Source organism: Arthrobacter sp. 10N43 (genome assembly GCF_056394525.1).
Genome location: NZ_JBFTIA010000004.1, coordinates 271,190 through 283,223, shown reverse-complemented (window position 1 = coordinate 283,223; position 12,034 = coordinate 271,190). Strand labels below are relative to the sequence as shown.

Genomic DNA, 12,034 nt, shown 5'->3' with positions numbered 1-12,034 from the left:
GAAGCTTCGCTCGGTCGAAGGATCAGGCGGAAACCGTCGTGACCGGCATCGAGGAGTCCGGGGCAAATCCGATCCCGCTCGGTTCCACCCCGGCCATGACCAGTTGTGCCCCGAGTGCGGCCACCATGGCGCCGTTGTCCGTGCACAGCGGCAGCGGCGGCACCGTCAGCCGGATCCCGGCGGCACGGCAGCGCTGTTCGGTGAGCTGGCGCAGCCGCGAGTTCGCGGCGACGCCCCCGCCCAGGAGGACCTCGGTGATGCCGTTTTCGCGGCAGGCCAGCACAGCCTTGGAGGTAATGACGTCCACCACGGCTTCCTGGAAAGCCGCGGCGATGTCCGCGACGGGAACGGCCTCGCCGCGCGCCTCGAACTGCTCCACGCAGCGGGCGACGGCGGTCTTGAGCCCGCTGAAGGACCAGTCGTAACGGTGCGGCCCGGGCTCCTCGGCGGTCCCCATGTACTTGGGCTGGGTCAGGCCGCGCGGGAACCGGATGGCCTTCGCGTTGCCGGTGCGCGCGAGCTTGTCGATGGCCGGACCGCCCGGATAGCCCAGGCCCAGGAGCCGCGCCACCTTGTCGTAGGCTTCGCCGGCGGCGTCGTCGATCGTGGAACCCAGCAACTCGACGTCGTCCGTAATGCTCCTGATCCGCAGGATCTCGGTGTGGCCGCCGGACACCAGGAGCGCGCCCATGTTCTCCGGCAGCGCCAGCGGCGGCTGCTGGGACGGTTCGCCGGCCGGAGCCATTGTGCCGGCGCCGTTCTGGAGGAGCCCGACGCCGACATGCGCGACCAGGTGGTTGATGGCGTAAAGCGGTTTGCCGGTGGCGACGGCGAGCGCCTTGGCCGCGCATACCCCCACCATCAGCGCCCCTGCCAGGCCAGGGCCGGAGGTGACGGCGATCGCGTCAATGTCGGCCAGCGACACGGCCGCCTCCGCCAGCGCTTCCTCGAGGGTGGGGACGAAGGCGTCGAGGTGGGCGCGGGAGGCGATCTCGGGAATCACGCCGCCGAAGCGGACGTGCTCGTCCATGGAGGACGAGACGGTGTTCGTCAGCAGGGCGGTCCCCCGGACGATGCCGACGCCGGTCTCGTCACAGGAGGACTCGATGCCGAGCACGAGTGGCTGGGTGCGGTTCAAGGTCGGCCTGCTTCCTCTGGCTGGGGGCTGAGCGGTTCGCGGGGCAGCTGGAGCCGCATGATCAGGGCGTCGACGCCGTCGCGGTAGTAGCGGGGGCGGATGTGGATCTGTTCAAAACCGAAGCGCCGGTAGAGCTGCTGGGCGCGGGGGTTGTCCGCCCTGACCTCCAGCAGCACGTCCTGGGCGCGCCGGCGTTTGCTCTCCACGATCAGCTCGGTGAGCAGCGCCGAGCCGATGCCCCTGCCTTCCTGCTCGGGCACGACGGCGATGGTCTGGACGTCGGAGATCGGTTCGATGCACATGAGCCCGGCGTAGCCTACGATCCCGCCGTGGATCTCCGCTACGAGGTAGCGGCGGGTGTCGGCCTGCGCCAGCTCGTCGTGGAACATCTGCAGCGGCCAGGCATCCACGGGAAACAGCCGGCGCTCCAGTTCGTGGACGGCGGGGATGTCCGCGGCGTCCATGTCGCGCAGGGTGACCCCGCCGGGCAGCCTGGGCGGTGTGGTGTGTTCCGCGCTCACAGGGCACGCTTCCGGGGTCCGGGCACCTGGGCATCGGACTCGCGCAGGTACAGGGGCGTGGAGTCCAGGAGCTGTTCGCCCGCGGCGAGCCGGGCGAGTGCGAACTGGCCCAGGGAGAGGGCCTCCGGCTGCCGGGTGCTGAATTCGGCGACCGCCTTGACGACGTCGGAGTAGATTCCGGCCCCGGCGCCATAGACCGGCAGATCCGGCAGGTCCGCGGCGAAGCCCACGTGCGGGCCGTCTGCCAGGTGCGGCAGCTGGGCATCGGCGAAGGTGTACCGGGCCCAGTAGACCTCCTTGCGGCGCGCATCGGTGGCCACAATGAACTCCGCGGCCGAGTCGGTGGATTCGGCCACTTCCAGGGCGATCGCGTCCAGGCTCATGACCCCGTAAAGCGGCTTCCCCCAGACAAAGGCAAGCGTGCGGGCGGTGACGATCCCGGAGCGCAGCCCCGTGAACGGTCCGGGACCTACGCCGGTGACGATTGCGTCGACGTCGCTCCCGCTGACTCCGGCCTCGGCCAGGAGTCCGTCGATCCCCGGGGCCAGGACCTCAGCGTGGGTGCGCGTATCCTCGGTGGCGAAGCTGGCGAGCAACGATTCCGGCGCGTCATCGGAGACCAGCGCGGCGCTGGCGACGGCCGAGGTGTCGATGGCGAGGATGAGCATCAGGAGTTCCGTTCCGGGGTCTGGGGCGCGGTCAGTGGGTCTGGCTGCGGCTCAGGCAGGGTCTCGGCGCCGGGCAGGGAACCGCCCTTCGACAGGGTCTCGCCGCCGGGCAGCGCCGGGGCTTGGGCCCAGCGCGGGCCGAAGCCGCGGATCACGACGGACCGTGGTTCGTCGTCGTCGTCCGTGTCAAAGTCCAGCACGCTGGGATCGGCTGAGGGATCGGCGGGCGCCTGGGGTGCGCCGGCGGGGTGCGTCACGGCGGGCACGCAGGCGGCGCCGCCGCGGGGGCGGTGCAGTTCCACCTCGAGCCGGCTCTCGCTCAGGTGTTCAACCCGGCCGCGGCCCCACTCGACCACCGTCACGGCGCTGTCCATGGTGTTTTCAAGGTCGATGTCATCGATTTCGGCGGCCGACTCCAGCCGGTAGGCGTCCACATGCACCAGGTCCGGACCACCGGGCCGGGGTCCGCCAGGCAGATTGGGGTGGATGCGCACCAGGACGAACGTCGGCGAAATGATGCCTGACCGCACGCCCAGCCCCTCCCCCAGTCCCTGCGTGAAGGTGGTCTTGCCGGCACCAAGCTCGCCGGTCAGGACCAGCAGGTCTCCCGGTTCCAGGACGGCGCCGAGGGCTGCGGCGAGCGCGTGCGTCTCCGCCGCCGTCCGGACCTCAAGGCTTCGTTCCCACGCTGGCCTGCTCACGGCCGCTCTTCGACGGTGGAGGGTTCTTCGTGAAGGTAGCGCCGCGGCACCCGGGGGCTGATCCGGGTGACGATTTCGTAGTTGTTGGTGCCGGCGGCCCGGGCCCAGTCATCCGCCGTAGGTCCGCCGTCGGCGCCGTCGCCGAACAGCACCGCCTCGGCCCCGAGGATACTCTGGCCCCCGGACGCCACATGGCGCGGTCCGAGGTCGATCACCATCTGGTCCATCGCGATACGCCCCACCACCGGATAGTTCACGCCCTCGACCCGAACCGGGCCGCCGGTGGCGATGCGCGGCACGCCGTCGGCGTAGCCCAGCGGGATGAGTCCGAGGGTGCTGACCCCGTCGGTGCGGTAGTTCAGCCCGTAGGAAACGCCTTGCCCAGCGGGCACGTCCTTGCAGTGCGACACCACGGTGCGGACGGTCATGGCCGGGCGAAGCCCAAGTTCGGCCGGGCGTTGTCCCTCGAAGGGGGACAGCCCGTACAGGCCCAGCCCCACGCGGACCAGGTCAAAATGGGTGTCCGGCCGGGAAAGGGTGGCCGGGGTGTTGGCCAGGTGGCGGACCTCGGGGTCCACGCCGGCGTCCTGGGCGATGGCGAGGACCTGCCGGAACGCGGCGAGCTGGTCATCGGTTTCGGGCCGTTCCGGTTCGTCGGCGACGGCCAGGTGGGAGAAGATCCCCACGACCCGGAGCAGGCCCTGGTCCTGGTATTCCATGGCCTCGCCCACCAGGCTGTCCCAGGTGTCGAGAGTGGCGCCGTTGCGGCCGAGCCCGGTGTCGACCTTCAGGTGGACGCGGGCGGGCCGTTCCTGTTCGCGGGCGGCGGCGACAATCCGGTCCAGTTCCCAGCCCGAGCAGCCGATGTCGATGCCGGCGGCCACCGCGGCGCCGAAGTTACTGTCCGGGGTGTGCAGCCAGGCCAGCAGCGGCGCCTCAATCCCGGCGGCGCGCAGGGCGAGGGCCTCGGAAATGTGGGCGACGCCCAGCCAGCTGGCGCCCGCGCCGAGTGCCGCCCGGGCCACTTGGACGGCGCCGTGCCCGTAGGCGTCGGCCTTGACCACGGCCATCACCTGCGCGGGTGAGGCCACTGCAGCGATGTGGCGGACGTTGTGTCGGATGGCGTCGAGGTCGATTACTGCCGAGCGTTCCTCAGCGTGGGCCGGCACTGCCGCCGAACCGGGCAGGAGTTCGCCTGTTGATGCTTGGTAAGTCACTTAACGATTCTAGGCGCGGCGCCGCGGGCCGAATAATCCGCGGGCAGGTCCACCGCTGGACATGCCCTCCCTTCCCGCGGGACATGCCCATTCCTCACACCAACCACGGGGCACAACACGTGCGTGCCCTCGCCCTGGCCACGCCAGGGAACATGTCCAGTGGTGACACGGACCCGAGGGCCGCGCCAGGCCATGCTCCGGGAGCGCAGCTACGCGTCGGACAGATGCGCGATCGTCGCCGTCGCCCGCCGCTGTGCCCCGGGCGGAACGTCGCGCACAATGTCCTCCAGGAAGCGGTAGCGGCGCAGCCATTGACTGCCCTGGCGTTCCTTCCGGGCGTTGGCCCGCTGCCACCAGTCGGCAATGTCCCCCCAACCGGGTGCGGCAAGTGAGCCGCCAACCTCCTGTACAGCCAGGGCGGCACAAAGATTGGCGAAGCGGAGCCGGTCGCCCAGCGGCCAGCCGGCCAGGGATCCGACAATGAACGCCGCGCCGAAGCAGTCCCCGGCACCCGTGGGATCGTAGGCCCGGACTGGCAGAGACGGGACCCACTCCTCCTCCCCGGTTTCGGAATCGACGGCCATGGACCCCTGCGCGCCGAGCGTGACCACCGCCACCGGGACCCTGTCCGCGAGCGAATACAACGCGGACCACGGGTCGTCGCGGCCGGTGAAGTTCATGGCTTCATGCTGGTTCGGCATGAAAGCGTGGAAATACCGCAGGTTGTCCAGCCGGGACGAGGACCACGCGCCGGTGGGGTCCCAGCCGACGTCGCCGAACAACCGGACGCCATTCTTCTGCGCATCGACGGCCCACGGTTCGAGTTCTTCTCCCAGCTCGGCAACGGCTGCGAGCGCCGGCGGCGGACAGCCGACCAGTTCGCTGGAGGACACTGGTGCCGGATGCCCGTGCGTCACCATGGACCGGTCCTTCTCCACGCTTAAGGACACCGTGACGGGCGAATGCCAGCCCGGCACGCGCCGCGAGAGGGACAGGTCCACATGTTCCTGGGCGGCCAGGATCTTCCAGTTGTAGTCGCCGTAGCCGTCGTCGCCGAACACGGCGGCCAGGCCGGTCCGAAGCCCCAGCCGGGACGCGGCGATCGCCTGGTTGGCGACACCCCCGGGGCAGCTGCCCATCCCGTCGCTCCAGATTTCCGTCCCGGGCTCGGGCGCGTGGGGCAGCCCGGTGAAGATGATGTCCTGGAACACGGTGCCGGTCAGGAGCAGATCGAACCCGTCCGCGGCGGGGCTGCGGACGGCGGACAGGGGGTCAAAGCGCCGCGTCGGGTTCGCGTCCATATACGGCACACTACGCTGTACCTCCGTCGAGGGATACTGCGGGAAGCCGGGCCGCGACCAGCGGGGAATAGACTGTTCCGCATGCGGCTCACGATCGCCGGCGGAGGCGGGTTCCGGGTCCCGCTGGTCTACCGGGCGCTCTCTGCCGGCCCGTTCGCGGGGCTGGTGCGGGAGCTGGTGCTTTACGACGTCGACCCGGCCCGGCTGGCGGCCATCGAGGCGGTCCTGGCCTCTCTGGCCCGGCACGGCCCGCCCGGTTCCGGCCCGAGTGTCCGTGCCGTGTCCTCCCTCCCCGAGGCCCTCGACGGCGCCGACATGGTCTTCGCCGCGATCCGGCCAGGGGGCACCGCCGGGCGGACCGCCGACGAGCGGGTGGCCCTGGACCTCGGGCTCCTGGGCCAGGAAACCACCGGCCCCGGCGGCATCTCCTACGCGCTGCGGTCCATTCCGCCGATGCTGCATCTCGCCGAGGAGATGCGCCGCCGCTGCCCCGAGGCGTGGCTGCTGAACTTCACCAACCCGGCCGGCATGGTCACCGAGGCCCTCGTCCCGGTCCTCGGGCACCGCGTGATCGGGATCTGCGACTCGGCCAGCGGCCTGGTGCACCGCGCGGCGCGGGCTGCCGGCGTCGCGCTGCCGGAGGGCACGCTCGACGGCGTGGGCTACTACGGCCTGAACCACCTCGGCTGGCTGTACCGGCTCGAGGCCGGAGGCCGGGACGCCCTCCCGGAGCTGCTCGCGGACCCTGCGGCGCTGGCCGGATTCGAGGAAGGGCGGTTGTTTCCGCCGGAGATGCTCGCCGGCCTTGGCTGCCTGCCTAACGAGTACCTCTTCTACTACTACTGCACCGCCCGGGCGGTCGCCGGCATGCGTGGTGCGGACCTGACCCGCGGGGAATCCATCGACCGGCAGCAGGCCGATCTCTATCCCCGGCTGGCTGCCGCCGGACCCAACGCTTTCGCCCTCTGGGATGCGGGCCGCCGGTCCCGCGAGGAAGGCTATCTCGCGGAGGCCCGCGCCTCGGGCGAACACCGTGACGAGACCGACCTCGCCGGCGGCGGCTACGAGCGGGTGGCCCTGGCGGCGATGCGGGCCCTGTCTGGAGGCGGCACGGCCAGCCTGATCCTCAACACCCTCAACACGGTCCGCGGCGCCACCGGTCCGGCGCGTGATGCCGGTGCGGGGTTCGCGGCGCCGGCGACACCGGCGGTGCCTGCCGTCCCGGGACTGCCGGCGGACGCCGTCGTCGAGGTTCCGTGCAGGGTGACGCGCGACGGCGCCGCGCCGGTCCCGCAGGATCGTCCCGGCACGGCGCAGCTGGAACTGATGCGGCGCGTCAAGTACGTCGAGCGGCTCGTCGTGGAGGCGGAGACCACGGGCCGGCGGGAGGCAGCCCTCGCCGCGTTCGCCCGGCATCCGCTCGTGGATTCGGCGGACCTGGCCGGCAAACTGCTCGCCGGCTACGAGGCCGCGTTCCCGGAGCTGGGCCGCCTCTGGCAGGGCGGCCGGTAACGACCGGTGGCCAGTAGCGGTCGCCGGCAGGAACGGCCCGCCACCAGCGGGCAGTCCCCTACAGCTTCCGGTACATCACGTGCAGTCCCACATAGCCCAGCTCCGGGTGGTTGAACGCCTCGGGAATGGTCGCGAGCACTTCGAAACCCATGGACTTCCAGGCCGCAACGGCCCGGACGTTGCTCTCGACGACTGCATTGAACTGCATGGCCCGGAAGCCGGCGTCGCGCGCGGCCTCAAGCGAATAAGCGCAGAGGGCCCGGGCCAGTCCGCGGCCGGCCTGGGCGGGGTGGACCATGTAGCCGGCGTTGGCGACATGGCTGCCGCCGCCGCCCTGGTTCGGGTGCAGCTCGCCGGTGCCAAGGACGGCGCCCGCTGCCTGGTCGCCGTTGCCGGACACGTCACCGGCCAGGTCACCGGCCAGGTCACCGGCCAGGTCACCGGGCACGTCACTGGCCACGGCGGCGACCGCGACGAAGGTCTGCCCCGGCGCCTGCTTGAACCAGCGTCCGCGGGCCTCGTCCTCGGCGGTGTCCCGGTCCCACGTAAAAGTCTCCCCGGCCCGGATGACCGGTTCCAGGATCGCCCAGATGCCCGGCCAGTCCTCCGGGCGGGCCTCCCTGATTGTCCACCCGGCTGCTGGACCAGATTCTGTAGTTGCGCTCACAGCGGCCACGTTAGCAGCACGGCCAGGTTGCCGCCCGGTATGGGTCAAAGCGCGGACCCGTGAACCGGCCGGCACTTCAGGAGTAGTGTTTTATCGAAACGCATTTTGCAGTGGAAATTGTGCACAGACAATGCACTCCGGAAGGGAAAGGGGAACCGTGTCGCTGATCCGCCGCGTCGCATTCCTTTCCCTGCACACCTCGCCCATGGAGCAGCCCGGCTCCGGCGACGCCGGCGGAATGAACGTGTACGTGCGGGCGCTGGCGGCGGCCCTGGCCGAGACGGGCGTGGAAGTGGAGATCTTCACCCGCTCCACCTCAGCCTCGCAGCCCGCCGTCGAACACCCCTCCCCGGGCGTGTGCGTGCACAACGTCCTCGCCGGCCCGCCGAGGAAGCTGCCCAAGGAGGAGCTACCGGAGCTGCTGCACAGCATGGTCGCCGAGATCGACCGCATCCGGCACCTCCAGCCGCACGGCCGGTATGACGTCATCCATTCCCACTACTGGGTGTCCGGGGTGGCCGGGCTGGAGCTCGCGGAGCTGTGGCAGCTGCCCCTCATCCACACCATGCACACGATGGCCAAGGTCAAGAACCAGCTCCTGGAGTCCGGCGAGCAGCCCGAGCCGCGGCGGCGCGAGGACGGCGAGCAGCGGATTGTCGACGGCGCGTCCCGACTGGTCGCCAATACTGGCACCGAGGCGGCCGAGCTGGTCTCGCACTACAACGCAGACATCGACCGCATCGACGTCGCCCCGCCGGGCGTGGACCTGGCGGTCTTCACGCCGGCCTTCAGGAACCGTGCCAGGGCCCAGCATGGCATTGCCCCGGGCAAGTTCCATCTGCTGTTCGCGGGCCGGATCCAGCGGCTGAAGGGCCCGCAGATCCTGGTCAAGGCTGCCGCGCTCCTGCGATCCCGGCGCCCGGATATCGACCTGCAGCTGACCATTCTGGGGGCCGTCAGCGGCGCCAAGGACTTCAACCTCAAGTCGCTGATCAGCGCCGCCGGAATGGACGACGTCGCCACCCACCACCCGCCCGTGAACGCCCCGGAGCTGGCCGGCTGGTACCGGTCGGCCGACGTCGTGGTGATGCCCTCCTACAGTGAGTCCTTCGGCCTGGTGGCCCTGGAAGCACAGGCCTGCGGCACGCCCGTCCTGGCCACGAAGGTGGGCGGCCTCTCCCGCGCCGTGCAGGACGGGCGCACGGGGATGCTGATTGAGGGCCACAAGGCCAGCGACTGGGCGGACGCCCTCGAAGCGCTCTTCGATGACACCCAAACGCGCACGGACATGGGGCGCGCCGCCGCGATCCACGCCCAGGACTTCGGCTGGCAGCGCACCGCCGCGATAACGCTGGAGAGCTACCGCACTGCCGTGAGCCAGTATTTTGGAAGCCTGACCATCCCGGTGGGCCACACGCCCTGAACCGGATCCGCCCCGACCCCCGCCCGGCAACACCGGAGTGGGACAACCCCGCCGAAGCCACGAGCCGAAGGACAACGATGTCTGAGACCACCACTGCCGGGAACAACGTGCCCAGCGACCTTGAAATTGCCCAGCGGGCCGTCATGAAGCCGATCGTGGAGATTGCCGCGGCCGCCGGCATCAACCCGGACGCGCTGGAACTCTACGGGCCATACAAGGCCAAGATCGATCCCGCGAAGCTGACGAGCGCGCCGGGCGCCACCGACGGAGCCCCGGCACGCGCCGGCCGGATTCCCGGAAAGGTCGTGCTGGTCTCGGCCATGTCACCCACCCCGGCGGGCGAGGGCAAGTCCACCACCACGGTCGGCCTCGCCGATTCCCTGGCCCGGGCCGGGCACAAGGTGATGATCGCCCTGCGCGAACCCTCCCTCGGACCCATCCTGGGCATGAAGGGCGGCGCCACCGGCGGCGGGTACTCCCAGGTGCTGCCGATGGACCAGATCAACCTGCACTTCACCGGCGACTTCCACGCCATCACCTCGGCGAACAACGCCCTCATGGCCCTCGTGGACAACCACATCTTCCAAGGCAACGAGCTCAACATCGACCCGCGCCGGATGACCTTCAAACGGGTCCTGGACATGAACGACCGGTCCCTCCGGGAGGTCGTGATCGGACTCGGCGGACCGGCCCAGGGCACGCCGCGGCAGGACGGCTTCGACATCACCGTAGCCTCGGAAATCATGGCCGTGTTCTGCCTCGCCACGGACCTCAACGATCTGCGCGAACGGCTGGGCCGGATCACGTTCGGTTACACCTATGACCGCCAGCCCGTCACAGTGGCCGACCTCGGCGTCCAGGGCGCCCTGACCATGCTGCTCAAGGACGCCATCAAGCCCAACCTCGTGCAGACCATCGCCGGCACCCCGGCCCTTGTGCACGGCGGGCCCTTCGCCAACATCGCCCACGGCTGCAACTCCCTCATCGCCACGCAGACGGCCCGCAGCCTTGCGGACATCGTGGTCACCGAGGCGGGCTTTGGCGCGGACCTCGGTGCCGAAAAGTACATGGACATCAAGTCGCGGATAGCCGACGTCGCCCCGTCCGCCGTCGTCATCGTCGCCACCGTCCGGGCGCTCAAAATGCACGGCGGCGTGCCGAAGGACCGGCTCACCGAACCCAACGTCGAAGCCCTCGCCGCCGGCGTCGCCAACCTGCAGCGCCACATCCGCAACGTCGAGAAGTTCGGCATCGTCCCGGTGGTGGCGGTCAACAAATTCGGCACGGACACCGCCGAGGAACTGGACTGGCTGCTCGAGTGGTGCGCCGCCGAGGGTGTCCAGGCCGCGGTGGCCGACGTCTGGGGCCGCGGCGGGGGCGGCGACGGCGGGGACGAGCTCGCGGCGAAGGTGGCCGCAGCGATTGACAGCCCGCACAGCTTCCGCCACCTGTACCCGCTGGACATGTCCGTTGAGGACAAGATCCGGACCATCGTGCAGGAGGTATACGGCGCCGACGGCGTGGACTTCTCGGTGCCCGCGCTCAAACGGCTGGCGGAGATCGAGAAGAACGGCTGGTCCGGGATGCCAGTGTGTATGGCGAAGACCCAGTACTCCTTCACCGACGACGCCACCCGGCTCGGCGCCCCCAAGGGCTTCACCATCCACGTCCGGGACCTCATCCCCAAGACCGGGGCCGGCTTTATCGTGGCCCTCACCGGCGCGGTCATGACCATGCCCGGCCTGCCCAAGGTCCCCGCCGCGATGAGGATGGACGTCGACGACGCCGGCAACCCGGTCGGCCTCTTCTAGCCCCCGTTGCGCTATCACTTTGGGCTGCCATTCCGGTCTTTTGACCGCTGTTGACCGCTCCAAGTGATAGCGCAACCGGGGCCCTGTGGATAACCGGAGCGGGGACCCGGCATTCGGACCAGAATGGTCCGCATGCACCCACCAGCACCCCTGCCGGCCCACCTTTCCACGGCCCCGTTCACGGTCTATGAGGCGCGGGCCGCCAGCCTGGGCAGTGCCCGGCTCCGTTCCTCCGATCTCAGCTCGGCGGGCCGGCTGATCCATGTGCCGACGGGTTGGGAGTTTGAACTCCGAAGCCTGGCCCGTGCCCTGTCTGCCGCGACGCCGTGCGCGTGGATTTCGCACCTCACGGCGGCTGTACTGCTGGGGCTGTGGCTTCCGTCCTGGTACCGCGGCTGCCGCGAACTGCATCTGAGCAAGCGCAGGGCCCTGCCGCCGGTCCGGCGTGCGGGAGTAGTCGGGCATACCGTCCTTGCGTTCGACGACGAGCTCATGGTCCTGGACGGAATCCGAATTTCAACACCCGCCCGGACCTGGCTGGACCTTGCCCGCATCCTGCCGCTGGAGGATCTCGTGGCGGTGGGCGACCAGCTGGTGCGGCGTCCCCGCCCTGAACTGGAGAACCGCGCGGAGCCGTGGGCCACCCTTCCCGAGCTGGACACGATGTTGAAGCGCCACCCAAAGCTGAAGGGGATCGTGAGAGCTCGCGAGGCGACGGCACTGATCCGGCCCGGCGCCGACTCTGCCCCCGAGACATTCCTGCGTCTGGCGCTGACCGCGGCCGGGCTACCGGAGCCGGAGTTGCAGCTCCGGATTGTGCCGGAAGACCCCTACTCCCCCGCCGCGGACCTCGGCTACCGCCGGCAGCGGGTGGCCATCCAGTACGACGGCGGCCACCACCTGACCCGCGAACAGCAGTCCCGGGACAACCGCCGCGACGAATCGTTCAACGCGGCCGGCTGGCGGTATTTCAAATTCAACGCCGACGATCTTGCAGATGACTTCCGCGGCGCGGCCCAAATAGTCCGCTCCGCCCTTCGTCCCCGTTGACCCCCTTAAACGCCGGTTGCCCTAT

At 70.1% G+C, this 12,034-nt stretch carries 11 protein-coding genes; 4 read left to right on the top strand and 7 right to left on the bottom strand.

From position 1 onward, the window contains the following. Positions 1 to 22: 22 nt before the first annotated feature. The 6 genes from tsaD to AC1DDO_RS09540 all read right to left on the bottom strand — a co-directional run bounded on the left by tsaD (position 23) and on the right by AC1DDO_RS09540 (position 5,546). Positions 23 to 1,138, bottom strand: coding sequence for a tRNA (adenosine(37)-N6)-threonylcarbamoyltransferase complex transferase subunit TsaD (tsaD, locus tag AC1DDO_RS09565; RefSeq protein WP_476971786.1), 1,116 nt, complete (start codon positions 1,136 to 1,138; stop codon positions 23 to 25). Next, a complete protein-coding gene (rimI, locus tag AC1DDO_RS09560; protein WP_476866814.1) occupies positions 1,135 to 1,602 on the bottom strand; it encodes a ribosomal protein S18-alanine N-acetyltransferase in 468 nt (155 codons plus the stop codon). The genes tsaD and rimI overlap by 4 nt, the downstream gene beginning before the upstream one ends. 53 nt (positions 1,603 to 1,655) lie before the next feature. Further along, on the bottom strand, positions 1,656 to 2,327 hold the full coding sequence (gene tsaB, locus AC1DDO_RS09555) for a tRNA (adenosine(37)-N6)-threonylcarbamoyltransferase complex dimerization subunit type 1 TsaB (RefSeq protein ID WP_476866621.1): 672 nt from the start codon (positions 2,325 to 2,327) through the stop codon (positions 1,656 to 1,658). Further along, positions 2,327 to 3,028 carry a tRNA (adenosine(37)-N6)-threonylcarbamoyltransferase complex ATPase subunit type 1 TsaE gene (gene tsaE / locus AC1DDO_RS09550; protein ID WP_476971785.1) on the bottom strand — a complete coding sequence of 234 codons (702 nt, stop codon included), beginning with the start codon at positions 3,026 to 3,028 and terminating at the stop codon, positions 2,327 to 2,329. Before tsaE ends, tsaB begins: the two co-directional genes overlap by 1 nt. Then, positions 3,025 to 4,245, bottom strand: a complete 1,221-nt coding sequence (gene alr / locus AC1DDO_RS09545; RefSeq protein WP_476866623.1) for an alanine racemase — start codon at positions 4,243 to 4,245, stop codon at positions 3,025 to 3,027. The genes tsaE and alr overlap by 4 nt, the downstream gene beginning before the upstream one ends. 209 nt (positions 4,246 to 4,454) lie before the next feature. Next, a complete protein-coding gene (locus AC1DDO_RS09540) occupies positions 4,455 to 5,546 on the bottom strand; it encodes a carbohydrate kinase family protein (RefSeq protein ID WP_441407888.1) in 1,092 nt (363 codons plus the stop codon). An 81-nt stretch (positions 5,547 to 5,627) separates the two neighbouring features. Here AC1DDO_RS09540 and AC1DDO_RS09535 point away from each other — a divergent pair, with 81 nt between their 5' ends. Then, positions 5,628 to 7,058 carry a family 4 glycosyl hydrolase gene (locus AC1DDO_RS09535; protein WP_476866624.1) on the top strand — a complete coding sequence of 477 codons (1,431 nt, stop codon included), beginning with the start codon at positions 5,628 to 5,630 and terminating at the stop codon, positions 7,056 to 7,058. Positions 7,059 to 7,116: 58 nt separating this feature from the next. Here the strand turns inward: AC1DDO_RS09535 and AC1DDO_RS09530 are convergent, their stop codons facing one another. Further along, on the bottom strand, positions 7,117 to 7,734 hold the full coding sequence (locus AC1DDO_RS09530) for an N-acetyltransferase family protein (protein ID WP_476866625.1): 618 nt from the start codon (positions 7,732 to 7,734) through the stop codon (positions 7,117 to 7,119). A gap of 148 nt (positions 7,735 to 7,882) precedes the next feature. Here AC1DDO_RS09530 and mshA point away from each other — a divergent pair, with 148 nt between their 5' ends. From mshA to AC1DDO_RS09515, 3 genes are all read left to right on the top strand, one after another. Further along, positions 7,883 to 9,148 carry a D-inositol-3-phosphate glycosyltransferase gene (mshA, locus tag AC1DDO_RS09525; RefSeq protein ID WP_476866626.1) on the top strand — a complete coding sequence of 422 codons (1,266 nt, stop codon included), beginning with the start codon at positions 7,883 to 7,885 and terminating at the stop codon, positions 9,146 to 9,148. 77 nt (positions 9,149 to 9,225) lie between these two features. Continuing rightward, complete coding sequence (locus tag AC1DDO_RS09520; protein WP_476866627.1) at positions 9,226 to 10,959, top strand: formate--tetrahydrofolate ligase; 1,734 nt, start codon at positions 9,226 to 9,228, stop codon at positions 10,957 to 10,959. Between the two features lie 132 nt (positions 10,960 to 11,091). Then, a complete protein-coding gene (locus AC1DDO_RS09515) occupies positions 11,092 to 12,009 on the top strand; it encodes a DUF559 domain-containing protein (protein ID WP_476866628.1) in 918 nt (305 codons plus the stop codon). The last annotated feature ends 25 nt before the right edge of the window (positions 12,010 to 12,034 follow it).

What these genes read in the sequence shown, in the direction of transcription:
- AC1DDO_RS09535 (WP_476866624.1), top strand. Translation starts at nt 5,628, where the DNA reads ATGCGGCTCACGATCGCCGGCGGAGGCGGGTTCCGGGTCCCGCTGGTC.
- tsaB (WP_476866621.1), bottom strand. Translation starts at nt 2,327, where the DNA reads ATGCTCATCCTCGCCATCGACACCTCGGCCGTCGCCAGCGCCGCGCTG.
- AC1DDO_RS09520 (WP_476866627.1), top strand. Translation starts at nt 9,226, where the DNA reads ATGTCTGAGACCACCACTGCCGGGAACAACGTGCCCAGCGACCTTGAA.
- rimI (WP_476866814.1), bottom strand. Translation starts at nt 1,602, where the DNA reads ATGGACGCCGCGGACATCCCCGCCGTCCACGAACTGGAGCGCCGGCTG.
- AC1DDO_RS09540 (WP_441407888.1), bottom strand. Translation starts at nt 5,546, where the DNA reads ATGGACGCGAACCCGACGCGGCGCTTTGACCCCCTGTCCGCCGTCCGC.
- AC1DDO_RS09515 (WP_476866628.1), top strand. Translation starts at nt 11,092, where the DNA reads ATGCACCCACCAGCACCCCTGCCGGCCCACCTTTCCACGGCCCCGTTC.